Origin of the sequence: Gardnerella sp. DNF00747, assembly GCF_049262675.1 — a bacterium.
GTDB classification, from domain to species: domain Bacteria; phylum Actinomycetota; class Actinomycetes; order Actinomycetales; family Bifidobacteriaceae; genus Bifidobacterium; species Bifidobacterium swidsinskii.
Genome location: NZ_CP058394.1, coordinates 445,166 through 461,216, shown reverse-complemented (window position 1 = coordinate 461,216; position 16,051 = coordinate 445,166). Strand labels below are relative to the sequence as shown.

12 protein-coding genes are annotated in these 16,051 nt (G+C 41.1%); 4 read left to right on the top strand and 8 right to left on the bottom strand.

Features of this window, described 5'->3' with window-relative positions; all coding sequences use genetic code 11:
• Positions 1-116: 116 nt before the first annotated feature.
• A complete protein-coding gene (locus HXT32_RS01630; protein WP_064621704.1) occupies positions 117-1,808 on the bottom strand; it encodes an ABC transporter substrate-binding protein in 1,692 nt (563 codons plus the stop codon).
• A 550-nt stretch (positions 1,809-2,358) separates the two neighbouring features.
• Here HXT32_RS01630 and pdxS point away from each other — a divergent pair.
• The 4 genes from pdxS (at position 2,359) to HXT32_RS01610 (ending at position 4,770) form a co-directional block, all read left to right on the top strand.
• Positions 2,359-3,192, top strand: coding sequence for a pyridoxal 5'-phosphate synthase lyase subunit PdxS (gene pdxS / locus HXT32_RS01625; RefSeq protein ID WP_422119069.1), 834 nt, complete (start codon positions 2,359-2,361; stop codon positions 3,190-3,192).
• Between the two features lie 2 nt (positions 3,193-3,194).
• The gene (pdxT, locus tag HXT32_RS01620) at positions 3,195-3,788 is read left to right on the top strand and encodes a pyridoxal 5'-phosphate synthase glutaminase subunit PdxT (protein ID WP_004108408.1); all 594 of its coding nucleotides are present in this window, start codon (positions 3,195-3,197) and stop codon (positions 3,786-3,788) included.
• Between the two features lie 380 nt (positions 3,789-4,168).
• Positions 4,169-4,489: a type II toxin-antitoxin system RelB/DinJ family antitoxin gene (locus tag HXT32_RS01615; protein ID WP_050770715.1), complete on the top strand. Its 321-nt coding sequence runs from the start codon at positions 4,169-4,171 to the stop codon at positions 4,487-4,489.
• Between the two features lie 2 nt (positions 4,490-4,491).
• Positions 4,492-4,770 (top strand): type II toxin-antitoxin system YafQ family toxin, encoded by a 279-nt coding sequence (locus HXT32_RS01610; RefSeq protein WP_004108415.1) that lies wholly within the window; start codon positions 4,492-4,494, stop codon positions 4,768-4,770.
• A gap of 139 nt (positions 4,771-4,909) precedes the next feature.
• Here HXT32_RS01610 and HXT32_RS01605 read toward each other — a convergent pair whose 3' ends face one another.
• The 7 genes from HXT32_RS01605 to HXT32_RS01575 form a co-directional block, all read right to left on the bottom strand.
• A complete protein-coding gene (locus HXT32_RS01605) occupies positions 4,910-8,428 on the bottom strand; it encodes a BspA family leucine-rich repeat surface protein (RefSeq protein ID WP_422119861.1) in 3,519 nt (1,172 codons plus the stop codon).
• A gap of 249 nt (positions 8,429-8,677) precedes the next feature.
• Positions 8,678-9,445, bottom strand: coding sequence for a type III pantothenate kinase (locus HXT32_RS01600; RefSeq protein ID WP_004108421.1), 768 nt, complete (start codon positions 9,443-9,445; stop codon positions 8,678-8,680).
• 182 nt (positions 9,446-9,627) lie between these two features.
• Entirely contained in the window at positions 9,628-11,058 is a 1,431-nt protein-coding gene (locus HXT32_RS01595; protein ID WP_076003173.1) for an ABC transporter substrate-binding protein, read from the bottom strand.
• A 46-nt stretch (positions 11,059-11,104) separates the two neighbouring features.
• Positions 11,105-13,012 carry a glutamine--fructose-6-phosphate transaminase (isomerizing) gene (gene glmS, locus HXT32_RS01590; RefSeq protein WP_076002970.1) on the bottom strand — a complete coding sequence of 636 codons (1,908 nt, stop codon included), beginning with the start codon at positions 13,010-13,012 and terminating at the stop codon, positions 11,105-11,107.
• 95 nt (positions 13,013-13,107) lie between these two features.
• The gene (locus HXT32_RS01585; protein WP_116773689.1) at positions 13,108-13,896 is read right to left on the bottom strand and encodes an amino acid ABC transporter ATP-binding protein; all 789 of its coding nucleotides are present in this window, start codon (positions 13,894-13,896) and stop codon (positions 13,108-13,110) included.
• Positions 13,897-13,980: 84 nt separating this feature from the next.
• Positions 13,981-14,982 carry an amino acid ABC transporter permease gene (locus HXT32_RS01580; protein WP_102155694.1) on the bottom strand — a complete coding sequence of 334 codons (1,002 nt, stop codon included), beginning with the start codon at positions 14,980-14,982 and terminating at the stop codon, positions 13,981-13,983.
• Positions 14,983-15,126: 144 nt separating this feature from the next.
• Positions 15,127-16,035 carry an ABC transporter substrate-binding protein gene (locus tag HXT32_RS01575; protein ID WP_004108432.1) on the bottom strand — a complete coding sequence of 303 codons (909 nt, stop codon included), beginning with the start codon at positions 16,033-16,035 and terminating at the stop codon, positions 15,127-15,129.
• Between the last annotated feature and the right edge of the window lie 16 nt (positions 16,036-16,051).

Sequence of the window (16,051 nt, the reverse complement as noted above, 5' to 3'; positions counted from 1 at the left end):
TTTTGGGACACTCACGCAGATTACATACTGCGCGAGTGTCTCTGATTAGTGGTTTTCGGACACGCGCGCAGTTTCATTTCTACATTAGAAACTAGATGGCGACTAGCAAATAAAAATCAACTAAGTCGCAGGTTGTATAGCGGCAAAATCTCTTGATTCATGTCAAAAGGCATTCCTTCAAGATTCTTCACTTTCGCAGTTACAACGCGATAGTTGAACAGCCAATCAGCAGGAGCATCCTCGCTAATAATTCGCGCAGCTTGAGCAAGCAATTTGTTTGACTCTTTAGGATCCGCACAAAGCATAGCTTTAGCATACAAATCCTGGACTTGCTTATTGTCGTATCCGTAGTAATACGTAGGATCCGCCCACTGCCCAAAATCGTGACTCTCATTGTGATCAACCATCGACAAATCATACTGCTTATTCTTATAAACATCCTGAAGCCAAGTAGTAAACTCAACAATATTAACTTTCAAATTGATTCCAATAGGCTTCAATTGCGAGCGCAGCTGATCGCCAATTTGCGTGCCGTAAATATTCGGATAAGTAAGCGTCAAATCCATAGGATGTGATTCGTCAAATCCGACTTCCTTCATTAACGCCTTAGCACGATGCAAATCATGTGGATACAGCTTAGTTAAATCCTCATAACCAGGGTCAAGAGAAGGAATTGGACCGCCAAGAGCTAAATCCGTTCCGCCACGAGATGCAATAATTTGCTTGTGATCAATCGCGTAACGAATAGCTTTGCGCACGCGCTTATCTTTAGTACGTTCGCCTTTCATATTCATCGCTAGAACAAATTTATCTGTGCCATTACCTGCACTTACATCGTAACGCTTGGAATCATCTTTAAAAGGCTTAGCAAGTTGACCAGAAATAGGAGCCAACGCTTGCACAGAGCCGGAAGAAAGTGCGTCAACTGCTGCGTTATCGTCAACAAAGTAGCGAACTACTATCTTATTAGTTTGCGCACGATGAATACCTTTATAACGCGGATTTGCTTTTAAAACAACACGATCATTTGGCACAAATTTGTCAATTAGATACGGTCCAGAACCGACTGCTTGAGTTTTTGCATCATACTTTGCGTTTTTATCAAAAACTAAACCTGAACGACTGCAAAGTGCCCACAAAAGCTTAGCATTTGGCTCTTTAAGAGTGATTTCAAACGTGTAATCATCTTTTGCTTTAGCAGACTCAACTTTTCCAACCATGTTAGAGCCGCGATATTTTTTAGCAATAAGCTCGTTAAACGACCATTCTGCATCATGCGCAGTAAGCTTATTGCCGTTAGAAAATACAGCACCTTTACGCATGTGGAATGTGTAACGCAAACCATCTTTACTTATTTCCCAGCTTTGAGCTAACGAAGGAACTACCTGATTAATATCATTGCGAGCAACTAAACCTTCATACACGTTACCAATAAGCAACTGGTCGAGTGAGGAACCTGATTGATTACGGATATCAAGATTCGTAGGAGCTAACTTTAGACCTATAGATACAGTTTTGTTCGAAATTTCCGATACTGAATTTGATTTATTTGGTTTATTAGATGTAGTAAGAGTTGCAAAAATTGCACTAAACACCACTACCAAAACAATAGCTAAGCTAAATAGCCATATCTTGCCCATTTTGCGTTTCGAGCCTGAATAAGCATATTTTTCAGCTTCATTCAGCGAAGAGTCAGTGCTCGCAGCGAAAGAAGTGCTTTTGTTAGCTTCATCGTTAGTTTTACCGGAGAATTTTTCAGTCGCGCCGTTTTCTTCGTGCACGCTTTCCTCAGGTTTGCTGTTAGACATACCATAAACCTTTCTTAATGGCATATAAACATTATTTATTTGTTATTATTTATTTTTTATTTATTTTTTATTTATTCTTTATTTATTTTTTATTTATTTTTGTCTTATAGCTCGCCGCTTTATTGGAAATGCACATTTGCAAACATAACTATTTGCATACCACATAAACCCAAATACAAGTCGACTGCATTACTAATCGTAGTCGATTGACAAGCCAGTCTCACCTATGGCGCGTCCAAAAAATCAAATCATATTTTGTATATTTTTGTAATATTTTTATACCAATACATATGAGATATATCCTACGAATGTGGTTAAATTCCAACAGAACGTAAACTTGCAAACGTACGCAATAATCGACATAAGATTACAGCGTAGAAGCGCGCAAATTCACGAAATATTAAGATGCATACACGTATCTCATATGTTAAAGCTAAAGCGAGGAATGATGGCTGAGAACTTGAATACTACGGTAACTGTGAACGAATCCTCGGATCCGCAAAATAAAAGCGGCGAAGACCGTACAGCATTGAACCGCCAATTGGCGCAAATGCTTAAGGGTGGCGTAATTATGGACGTCACCACCCCAGAGCAGGCGCGAATTGCTGAAGATTCTGGCGCATGCGCAGTTATGGCTTTGGAGCGTATTCCTGCCGATATTCGTGCAGCAGGCGGCGTTTCTCGTATGAGCGACCCGGCTATGATCCACGGCATTCAAGAGACTGTGTCTATTCCTGTTATGGCAAAATGCCGTATCGGTCACTTTGTTGAAGCACAAGTGCTTGAGGCTATCGAGATCGACTACATCGACGAAAGCGAAGTGCTTTCTCCAGCCGACGACGTGTATCACATCAATAAGCGCGATTTTGCTGTGCCTTTCGTTTGCGGCGCTAAGGATTTGGGTGAAGCTTTGCGCAGAATCAACGAAGGCGCTTCCATGATTCGCACTAAGGGCGAGCCAGGAACTGGAGACGTGATTCAAGCTGTGCGTCACATGCGTATGATGAATTCCGCAATTCGTAAGCTTACAAGCATGCGCGAGGATGAGCTTTTTGAAGAAGCCAAAAATTTGCGCGTGCCTTTCGAACTCGTAAAATACGTTGCACAAAACGGCAAGCTCCCTGTTGTTAACTTCGCAGCCGGCGGCGTTGCTACCCCAGCCGACGCTGCTTTAATGATGCAGCTTGGTGCCGAAGGCGTATTCGTTGGCTCCGGTATCTTTAAGTCTGGAGACCCGGCAAAGCGTGCTGCAGCAATCGTTAAAGCTGTAACTAATTACAAGGACGCCAAGATGATTGCTAAGCTTTCCGAAAACTTGGGCGAAGCTATGGTTGGCATTAACGAGCAGGAAATCAAGCTTTTAATGGCTGAGCGAGGCGAGTAATTTTGTCAAACTCACCTACCAATACTGATAACTCCGCTCATACTGTAGCAGTTTTAGCTGTTCAAGGTGCTTTTCTTGAACATCGCTTAATGCTTGAAAAATTAGGCGCACACGTTATTGAACTTCGTCAAGCGCGCGACTTGGAGCAGTCTTTTGACCGCTTAGTACTTCCGGGCGGCGAAAGCACTGTGCAAGCTAAGCTTCTTCGTGAGCAAAATATGCTCGAACCTTTGCGTGAGCGCATTGCAGGAGGAATGCCTGTTCTTGGCACTTGCGCAGGTTTGATTTTGCTTGCGAAAAACGTGGAAGGTGACGAAGTAAACGGTTTTGGCACTTTAGACGTAACAGTTAAGCGCAATGCTTACGGACGTCAGCTCGGAAGCTTCCATTGCGAGGCTGAGTTTGGTGAGCTAGGCAATGTGCCGATGACGTTTATTCGCGCACCTTACATTGCAGAAGTAGGCTCTAATGCCAAAGCTCTTGCAACTGTAGAAGGTCATGTTGTCGCCGCGCGCCAAGGAAAGCAAATCGGCACATCCTTCCACCCGGAGCTTGACAACGATACGCGAATCCATCAGCTTTTCCTGGATTTGTAAATTGGATTCGTAACTCCGGCAAATGTCCCATAAAACAGCCAACGCTCGCGCGAGCGTTGGCTGTTTTTCGTTACTCACGCAGAACGCAATCTGCAATAACAACACACTTTTTTAACGCGGACGTCAAAAACTTTGAATTTTATGTAATTTACATAGTAAACGTATACATGCGGTAAACGTAATGCAATCGTAATACAAAGTAAAACGTTTATATAATATTGTAAAACAGTGTAACACATTGTAGAATGTAATAAAAGTTGATAGCTGAATATCACAAAAAGCTAGAAAAACAAATCAAAATTAAACAAAATTAACGAGTCAAGAAAACTAACGCGCTTATAGAAGCAAAAATTATAAGTATAAAATCAAGGAAGCATATTATGGCAATCAGCGCAACAGCAACGAAATCAAACACTGCAGCGAAAACCGCGAGCATCAACGTACGCGTCACCAAGGATGTTAAAGCGCAGGCAGAAGAATTATTCGCCAGCTTCGGCATAACTCTTAGCGAAGCAATAAACATGTTCTTACACAAATCACTTATGGTAGAAGGACTCCCATTCGACTTAAAACAGCCAAAATACAATAAAGAAACAATCGCCGCGTTTAAGGAAGCAAATGATATTCTATCCGGAAAAGTTCCAGCAAAACGCTATAACTCAGTATCCGAGATGATGGACGACGTTTTTAAGGAAGATTAATTATGCTTACTTTGACATACACTTCACAGTTTAAAAAAGACATGAAGAGAATCAGAAAGCGCGGATACGATACACATCTTGTTAATATACTACTTGAGAAGTTGCGCAACGAAGAGATTCTTGACGAAACGTACCAAGATCATCCTCTTAAAGGAAAATATTTAGGCTTCCGTGAATGCCATGTAAAATCAGACTGGCTATTGATTTACATAATTAAGGAAAACGAGCTTGTTCTAACAGCATCTCGCACGGGAACACACTCAGACGTATTCAACGAGTAGCACTGCGAGTTGCTAAGCGTTGAAATCACAGTGTGCTTTCAACGCAAGCGAGGCCTGCCTTAGTCTCAATTGACGAAGGCAGGACAGATTTGTGTGGTAGTTCATTGGGAATTCGGTTGTGTTTTGCGTGCGCTGCGATTTAGCGCTGTTTAGTGTGCTTGCCGAAGGTGGAATCGTCACTTCGGAACCGAGCAAAGAAGCCGGTTGCCGCACTTACAGCAGATTTAATCATCGAGCCACTTACAACAGGATGCGCGAAGCAGTGCTTAAAGCCAGCTGCAATATCGAGCGCGCCGCCGCCAAAAGCCTTCGCAAACCCAGTCAAAGCAGTGCCAGAGAGCACAGACGCAACCCAACCATGACGACCGAACGCCCCAGCAACCGCAAATATTGAGAACAGTCCAATAGACAAGAACGTGAACATAATAGCCGACTGGCCGCCAGTATGCGGCAAAGGCACTGGCTGAACAAATGTCTCCAAATAGTACGTCGTAGTAAAGAACACTAAAGGCGAAATTGGATTACTAACAGGCACAGCACCATCAGCATCGCCAAGTTCTGTCCAAGTGCAACCACCTTCGCTTGACTTCTTAAACATGATTTTATAAGTATTACCCTGTTTTTCGTCAGGCTCAGGTTCAGGATTTTCATCTTCATCATCGCCATCTCTTACAGATCGCAATTTCCTTGCGGATCGCAGTTTCTTTACACGCGATTTCAACGTTGCACTACGCGAGCCAGTATCAGTATCACCACCTGATTTATCGCCACCTTCACCTTCACCAGGTTCATCTCCGCCAGGTTCATCACCACCAGGTTCACCACCAGGTTCCTCACCACCAATAACTTCGCCCGATTGAGAATCTATAGCACTTCTAAACTTTGAAGCGAAACTATTTTTTACAATTCTGTACGCATAATCCTGCGATTTTTCATCCTGTTTCTTCTCTAAATTACTCGAATTATACAGTGCAGGAATATAGTAAGTATAAGTAGTGCCACCCGAATCTCTATTGCAATCACATGTCATATTGTCATTTTTTATATCGCCAGGCTCCATTAGCTTGGCTTTAACAGGAATGTAGTATGCAATATTTTTAAGATCATCATTGTTTGAAATTGTATCTAAAATCGTAACATTATTAGTTACGACTATATTATCGCTGTGACCATTCTCATCGAGGGAGAATATTTCGCCATCAGCAAAATGACTTTTGATAGGATCATCCTCAGGATTATTCTCAAAACCACTAGACTGCAAATTATTCGCAATCAACGTGCCTTTAAAACCACCAAACATACCATCAACAGAAACAGTAGTAGACTCAGAATTAGTAGGTTTTGTAAAGTTCTTATTGCTGAAATCTAATATAAGACTGTCGCCACTTTCTGCTCCTGCATTGGAAAACATCGAACTAAGATTCGTAACTTTTGAAATATCCCACTTGCTTAAATCCGCAGCGCCGGTAAGTTTTTTGCAATCAGAAAACATGCTAGACATATCCGTAACATTGCTAACATTCCACCCTTCTAGACCTTTAAGATTACCCAAGCGAGTACAACCACTGAACATGCTAAACATATTCGTTACACTGCCAACATTCCAGCCGCTCAATGCACTTATATCAGCCAACCCTGTTATTTCTACTACATCACCTTCATGGTTTATATGCTCAAAGTAGCAATTGGAGAACATGCTGCTCATGTTCTTAACACTGCCAACATTCCACTTTTCTAGACTTTTAAGATTACTCAAGTTAGTACAATTGTTAAACATGCTGCTCATGTCCGTAACACTGCCAACATTCCACTTTTCTAGACCGCTAAGATTACTCAAGTTAGTACAATAGCTAAACATGCTGCTCATGTCCGTAACACTGCCAACATTCCAGCTGCTCAAAGGTTGAAGACTAGTTAAACTACCACAATTACTGAACATGTCGCTCATCTTCTCAACACTGCTAACATCCCAATCTTTCAAAGGATCAAGACTAGTAAGACTGCCGCAAGTGTTAAACATGCTGCTCATGTTCTCAACACTGCTAACATCCCAATCTTTCAAAGGATCAAGTTTAGTAAGAAAACTGCAATTAGAGAACATTCTAAACGTGCTAGTTAATGCGCTTGTACTGCTCTTATCTTTTGTATTCCAATTAGCTAAATCTTCGATATTTTTAAGCTTAGAGCAATATACAAACATGTCATCCATTTTTTTAACGTTACTAACATTCCACTCTCCCAAGCCTTCAGTACTTCCAATGTTGCTGCACAGCGCAAACATTGCCCTCATATCTGTAACATTTCTAACATCCCAACCACTCAAAAATCCAAGCGAACTCATACTCTTGCAGTATTCGAACATACCGATCATTGCTGAAACGTTTTCAGTATTCCAGCTTTTCAAACCGTCAAAATCTGTTATCTTGGTGCAACCCTCAAACATTCTGTTCATGTTCTTAACATTGCCAGTCTTCCACTTACTTAAAGATTTAACCGAAGCAATCGCCATCTCACCTGCATACCCGACTACTGGATTCAAAGCATCATGTTGATCTTGGTCCTTAATAACAGACGCGAACATTCCAGACATACTTCTAACATTGCTCACATCCCAATCTTCCAACCCTTTAAGAGATTTCAGACTAGTGCACCCCTCGAACATGCCCTCCATATTCGTAACATTGTCAACCTTCCAATTAGCCAAACCGCTAATATCTTCTAAACCAGTGCACCCCTCGAACATGCCCTCCATATTCGTAACCTTGCTCACATCCCAACCGCTCAAAAAACTAAAATCAGTTAATGAGGAATCCTTAAATAGATAAGACATGTCTGTAACGTTACTTACATCAAACTTGTCAATGTTACCAATGCTACTAATATTTTTCCCTGAAAAAAGACCCACACCTTTCTTGGACAGACTCCCATACGCATACACTTCTGCACCATAAAAATCAACTGAGCCAGTGCCATCATTATTGAGATTTGAAATTGCTTTTCGAATACTATTAAAATTACTAGATAGCCCATCAGCACTAATAGCACACGCATTTCCAGAACCAGATTTAGGGCGGAATAGAACTGTATCAGGGAAGTTGTCTGGAAGATAATGAACCACGCAAGCAGGAAGCTTTTTAACTTCTTCTAGGCTTAATTTCTCACCATCACCAGTGCTGCGATCTTTGCCCTTAGCTTTGTTAGCGTCTTTGCTATCTTTTTTAGAAGCTTTGTCAGCATTTTTGTCAGATTTACCAGATTTTACAGCATCTTTACTGGCATCTTTGCCAGCACCTTTTCCAGCAATTTTACTGGCATCTTTGCCAGCATTGCTGTTATCTACAGACCCCCCCCCATTAGATTCATTACCAGCTTCCCCATTAGCTTCCCCATTAGCTGCCCCATCATTTCTCTTACCTTCTTTTTTATCTACCTCTTTAGCCTTATCCCCTTTAACTTCTTTACCAGCTCCACCTTCACCCGACTTATTTTGACCCCTATTATTCTCGGCAGCAGCAGCCAAAACAGCAGCAAACAATGGATTCTTCGTTACGTTGGCATAAGCTATCGCAGGCAACACAGTTACGCTTAAAATCATAGAAACTACGCATGAAACGGCACCAATTGTCGAGAGAATACAATCTCTCCTTCTCTCCTTCATCAATCTTCCTCTCATGTGAGCAAATCCCCTACCGGCGTATAAGCGGTACACAAAAAACAAGTGCGCATCAAAGAAAGTTCACCGGCGAACGCAATCTTTACACATAACTATTCATAGTATACGCCCAAATGCGAAAAATTGGTATAACAACTTACTAATAACAAATTTATACAGCAAATTTTTATAACAAATCGCCGCAACAAACGAAATCGCTATGACGAATATCCGCAACAGCAAATTCGCATTACATTACCGCAGGTTGCGCTTATAAATTTCAGCCATACCTTTGAAAATCAAGTCAGGATCGTAAAAGTCAATCGTTTTCACGTCTTTTTCAAACAATCTACCCAATCCGCCAGTAGCAATTACCTTAAACGGCTCACCAATCTCCGTCTTAAACTGTTCTATTGTGCGCTCAATTCCACCCAAGAAGCTGTAATATAATCCAGCTTGCATTGCGAGTTTAGTAGATTTTGCAAGAACAGACTGCGGTCTAGCTATTTCCACTTCTGGAAGCTGAGCCGTGTTATCCCAAAGTGCCGCAGCTGCAGTACGAATACCTGTGCAAATAAGTCCGCAAGTAATAGCACCACTTTTATCTATATAGTTGTAAGTTGTTGCCGTACCAAAATCAATAACTAGTACAGATCCTCCATACTCACTAAACGCACCAACGCAATCAGCTAAACAATCCGCGCCAAGAGTTCTTGGCTCATCAATACGAATATTCATACCGGTTTTAACACCAGGGCCTACAATCATAGGATCAATATGAAGAAATTTGATAATACTAGCGCGGAATGAATGCATAACTTTCGGCACAACAGAAGCAACGATAACATCTTCAACATCGTTTATTGTAAATCCGCTTAAATGCAAAAATTGCGCAATCATAATGCCATACTCGTCTGATGTATGATTAGACTTTGTTGTCATACGATAAGTGCCAACAATTCGGTTATTTTCCAAAAAACCCAGCACAATATTCGTATTACCAATGTCTACTGCTAATAACATGTGTGCCTACTTCCTATATTGGCATTTACGGATTAATTAAGTTAATCTGCAATCACGTGCGCACGTATTGTATGTGTATGTATACTATCCTATTGTATTTATACTACTTTTGTTAATAATCTTACTTTTACGCAAAATTAAGCTGCTTTTACGAAATCACTTAATTGTAATAAGTTACGAAATTATCTAACTACAAATCCTTGATTGTAACCATATTCTTGAAGATCTTTTTCCCACAATAAAAGACCATCTTTTAAAGAAATACGTTTACCAGGATCATCTGGAAGCCACAATTTACTTCCATCATCTTGAGTAACACCAGCATCAATCATGGCTTGCACGTTTAATCTAGCTAAAGATTTAACACTCCAGTCATATGCTCGACCCATAGTTGCTCTAAAATCACTTCGCGAGTACACTTCAAAAGGTAAATACCTGTATCCCGTATCCACGCGATTAGCGGCATCTGCAAATACACGATTAAACTTCTGACCGCCAAAATAAGGTATATCAATGCCTCGTGAATCACGAATAGTAGCTCTATCTAAAAATGACTTATCTCTAAGCGTAACAACATCTGCAGGAAACGCTCCACCATTGACACGAGTACGAATTCCATGCATATCATGGCATACAAAATTCACAAATCGCATTGCTGCTTCAGGCTTACGACTCGATTTAAGCACAGATAACGAAGAACCGCCCATTTCTGCATTACGCTTTTCTCCGTGCATAGTTGGCACATTCGTCACCTTCCACAATCCTGCAGTTCCAGGCACATTTTCCAGAAGCAAAGACGGCATCCAGGCTCCTGAGAAAACAGAAGCAATTTTTCCAGCTCCAACACCGTTCTTCCAGCGTTGACTCCAAGTTGTAGTTCTAATGTCAATCAAGCCTTCATCAATCATTGATTGCCAGAACTTTGTGAACTCTTCAGTACCCTTATCTTTACTCAATCTAACAGTAACTGTTTTCCCATCATGAGAAGTCATAAACGGGTGTCCACCTGCAAGCCAAATCATAGCGTTATAGAAACTTGCGTCACCTGAGTCTGCTGCAATATACACACCGATATCTTTAAGCTTACGAGCAGCATGACGGTAATCTTCCCAAGTGTGTATTTTTGTGGCATCTACACCAGCCTGCTTAAACACGTCATCATTATAAAACCAAGCCATTGGGCCAGAATCCATTGGCAAACCGTAAACACGTCCACCAAGTTGCACAGAAGACCATGTTCCAGGAGTATAGAAAGTGCGAGTATTTTTCACACGATCAGTAATATCTAAAAGCTGTCCACTTACAGCATATTGCGGAAGAGCAAAATATTCTAATTGAACAATATCTGGCATACCATAGCCATCTTGAATAGCGCTATTAAGATTGCTATATCCGCTAGTATCTTTTACAGTTACATGAACATCCGGATTATGTAGTTCAAATTCTTCAGCAAGTCGCTTCATGCTTGGTTCCCAAGACCAAACACTAATTTGAGTTCTAGAATCTTTAGTTCCGCATCCGCAAGAAAATAGCAAAGAAAAAACACAAAGCATCGACAGAAGCAAGCGCGAAAAATGATTGCGTTGTTGCAAAATTCTTGCAAATGCAGACATAAGATTTGCCATCCGTTACTTTATGTTACTCAACGTTGTTATGCGATTACTCAACAGTTACAGACTTTGCAAGATTACGAGGCTTATCAACATCATAACCTTTTAACTTTGCCATATCCATTGCAAATAATTGCAATGCAACTACATCTACAAGAGGACTTAGCAAAGTCGCACATTTAGGACGCCAGAACACAATATCGGCATAGCGAGAAGCATCCGGATCACCCTCTTCGGCAACAGCTATAGTGAAAGCTCCGCGCGCTTTAACTTCTTCAATTCCAGAAATAACTTTCGCATGAAGCACATCACGACCGCGAGAAGATGGCACAATCACAACTACCGGCTCACCTTCATCTACAAGCGCAATAGGACCGTGCTTAAGCTCACCTGCAGCAAAACCTTCAGTAAAGGTATACGCAATTTCCTTAAGCTTCAACGCACCTTCTAGTGCAACAGGATAGCCAACATGTCGACCTAAGAAAAGGAAAGATTTAGCTTCCAGAGTATGCTCAGCAGCTTTCATAATTGATTCAGATTGTGTATCAAGTACATGCTGAATTTTATCCGGCATCTCTTTTAATTGCGCAACGATTTGCTGAATTTCGTCGCGATACATAGTGCCTTTTACTTGCGCCAAAAACAGACCAAGCATATAAGCTGCAACTATTTGCGCAACAAAAGCTTTAGTAGATGCAACTGCTATTTCGGGACCTGCATGCGTGTAAAGAACTGCATCAGATTCGCGCGGAATGCTAGAACCTTGCGTATTGCAAATTGCAAGAACCCTACTTCCCTGCTCGCGCGCGTGACGCAAAGCCATAAGAGTGTCCATTGTTTCGCCAGACTGCGATATTGCAACCACCAATGTTCGATGCGTCAAAATAGGGTCACGGTAGCGAAACTCGTGCGCTAATTCAACTTCTACAGGCACACGAACCCAATGCTCAATAGCATATTTTGCAACCAATCCGGCATAACTTGCAGTTCCGCAAGCAACAACAATAATTTTGTCAATTGCGCGCAACACGTCTTGGCTAATATGAACTTCGTCAAGAACAATATTTCCCTGAGCGTCAAAACGCCCGCGCAAAGTGTCAGCGACAGCATGCGGATCCTCATGAATTTCCTTATCCATAAAGGAATCCCAACCGCCTTTTTCTACAGCAGACGCATCCCAGTCAACTGTAAAACAAGTAGGATTTTCAACAATATTATTGTCAAAATCAGTTAGAAGCAAAGATGCTTTGCCGCTGCCATCTACATCTCCAATGCACACAGCTTGATCTTGACCAACTTCCAAAACGCGATCCGTATAAGCTACAAAAGCTGCAACGTCAGAGCCAAGGAAATATTCACCGTCTCCAAGACCTACAACCAACGGCGAATCGTGACGAACAGCAGCCACAATACCTGGCTGACGAACGTCAACAGCAAGTAATGTGAAAGCTCCTTTTAACATTTTTGCAGTACGACGAAGAGCTGTAAATAAATCCGGCTTGCCAGTTTCGTCTACAATATCATTCGCAATTTTACCAAGTAATTTTGCAGCAACTTCAGTATCTGTTTGAGAAGAAAATTCGTATCCTTCTTCGTGAAGCTGCTCTTTTAATACAACAGCATTTTCAATAATGCCATTATGAATAAGCGCGATTTTGCCATCTGCACTAATATGAGGATGCGCATTAATGTCACAAGGAGCACCATTAGTAGCCCAACGAGTATGACCAATAGCTGCACTCGCCTCAGGCATAGGATTTGCATCAATATCGTTGCGAAGAACAGATAAACGACCAGCTTTCTTTCGCACAGTCGCACATTTCATCCCAGGAGCAACTAAAGCTACGCCCGAAGAGTCATATCCGCGATATTCTAGACGCTCTAACCCACCTAAACAAACTTCTAAAGGTTTTGCACAAACTTTTCCAAAACCTGCGTATCCTACAATGCCACACATAATCTTCTATTGTACGTTATGCGAGCGAGTGCACGCCAGAGAAGCACACAAAAACTACGCAAAACTACATAAATAAGATACATTTCTTACGTAAATTACAATACGTGATTTAGGAAATCTTTAAAACGATCAGTTTGCGGACTAGTAATAATATCTGCACTACCCTGCTCAACTATGACACCGCCATCCATAAACACAACCTGATCTGCAACCTCACGCGCAAAACCAATTTCGTGAGTTACTACAATCATAGTCATGCCATCTTTAGCAAGATTTCGCATAACGGTTAACACTTCACCTACAAGCTCTGGATCTAGCGCAGATGTTGGCTCGTCAAATAGCATAATTTCCGGTTTCATAGCAAGAGCGCGAGCAATTGCAACGCGCTGCTGCTGACCGCCTGAAAGTTCTGCAGGATAATGGTTCATACGCTCATCCATGCCAACTCGCTTTAGTTCTTCAATAGCTAAATCGCGCGCTTCTTGAGCTTCCATATGCATAACATGAATAGGAGCTTCCATAACGTTTTCTAAAGCCGTCATATGAGGGAATAAATTAAAACGCTGGAATACCATGCCAAGCTTCGCACGCTGTTGAGCAATTTCTTTGTCGTTAAGAGCCTGCAGACATCTCTCACCTTTATGCATTACTTGCTTTACACCGATGCGCTCGCCATAAATACTTATACTTCCTGCAGTCAAAGTTTCTAGTTGATTAATTAAACGCAATAATGTCGATTTTCCTGAACCGGACGGACCCAAAATAACTGTTACACTACCTGGGTTCACTGTCATATTAATACCGTTAAGTACATGCAATTGACCGAAAGATTTTTGCACATCGCTAATAGCAACCGCAGGAAGATTAGATTTTGCTTCTACCATTTATTCACATCCAATTTGTTTGTTTCATGCAAAATTTAAAGTTTACAAAGAAAAATATTAAAATTTAAGCTATTATGCGCTTATTTAAGCATTAAATCCGAGCATAGCAGCATCATTTCGTCCTTTAACATTTTTCCGTTTAGCATCTAATGATTGATCGCCGCGCTGATCAGAATCAGTATTAAGTTGAGCATGCTTTACAATATCTCTTGCTTCAAAACCTTTAGCAAAATGCTTCTCGAGCATGTATTGCAAAACCATCAAAATGGAAGTAATAATCAAATACCAAATACTCGCAACAAGAAGAAGCGGAATTGGTTTATAGATACGGTTAGCAATAGCATTTGTAGCAAATTGCAATTCAAGAGTAAACGGAACTGCAAGAACTAACGAAGTCGTTTTTAGCATACCGATTGTTTCGTTACCAAGCGGAGGAACAATAATACGCATTGCTTGAGGAAGAATTACACGCCTCATAGTTAAAGCTCTACCCATTCCAAGAGCCTTAGCAGCTTCAACTTGTCCACTATCAACGGCTTCCAATCCTGCTCGAACGATTTCCGACAAATAAGCGGATTCATTCAAAGACAAACCAACTACAGCAGCAGTAAGAGAAGTCATAATTACATTAGAATCAATAGACCAAAATTCTACAGAAGTAAAAGGAATGCCAATACTAATTCTCGGCACAAGCACTGCAAACATGCCCCAAAATACAAGCTGCGTATAAACAGGAGTACCACGGAAAAACCAAATAAAGAACCAACTTACGCCACGAAGCACAGGATTAACTGACTTGCGCATCATCGCTAAGCCTACAGCAAACACGATTGAAATTACCATAGCAATTAGCGTAAGAAGTAACGTCCAGCCAATACCAGAAAGCACGTTATCGCTTATTAAATATATTCCGACTACTTGCCATTCAAAACGAGGGTTAGTAATAATACTGTAAAGAAGCGAACATGCTATTACAGCTACAATGACTCCGGCAATAATAGGTCCTGGCTTTTTTACTGGCAAAATACGTTCAGAGTTAGTTACTCCGGACTTGCTCTTAGCAGAGTTACCAATTAAAGAATTCAAAATATGCTCCAATAAGTACGTTTATACAAAAACAGCAAAGTAAAGAAACAATCTGAGCCGAGAATTCAATCACGACTCAGATTAACAATATCATTTTAGATAATTATTCAATTATTTGATAGCTAAAGTTTCATAGCTAAAGTTTTATAGTTTTGGATTAACTACAGACTTTTCAATAGCAACATCTTCAACGCCCCACTTCTTCAAGATATCCTTGTAGACGCCGGATTTCATAAGCTTATCAATGCCAGCTTTTACAGCCTTCAGCATCGCTGCATCACCCTTTTTAACAGCCGCTCCCATTGGTTCAGAATCCTTGCTGTTTTCCAAAATTTCAAGCTTTCCAGGATTCTTAATTGAAGCGTAACCTGCAACAGGAGTATCTGCATACATAACATCAGCGCGACCGGAAAGAAGTGCGGTAGTTGCGTCAGTTTGCTCCTTGAAGCTCATGATTTCAAGAGGCTTATTTCCTTTAGCTGCGCACTGTTTCTTTGCTTCTTCCATAATAGGTTCGCCAACAGTTCCAGTTTCCAAAGTTACTTTCTTGCCACAAAGGTTCTTTGGATCTACTTTAGTAGGATTTCCCTTACGCACTTCAAAAGACAAACCTGCGTTTGCATAAGTAATAAAGTCTACAGACTTCATACGTTCAGCATTTACTGTAAAACCAGAAATACCAACATTATATTTGCTTCCTATTGCTGGAATAATTGAGTCAAACTGAGCATGCATAATTTTTGCTTTTAAGCCCATGACCTTTGCAAGGGCCTTCGAAAAATCAATTTCGTAACCTACAGGAGTTTTACCGTCTGCAGCAAAGAATTCTGCAGGGGCATAACTTACGTTTACACCAACAGTTAACTCTCCTGTTTTTGCAACTGGTGCTGGTACCAAGGCTGCAACAGCATCATCCTTTTGCACATGACTTACATCATAGCTACGAGCAACATCAGGGTCTGCTTCTTTAGAATCAGCAGGTCCACATGCAGCAATACTGCCAATCATTACTAAAGATGCAACAATAGCAACAGGCTTCATAGATTTAAACATAGTTCTTCTCCTCATG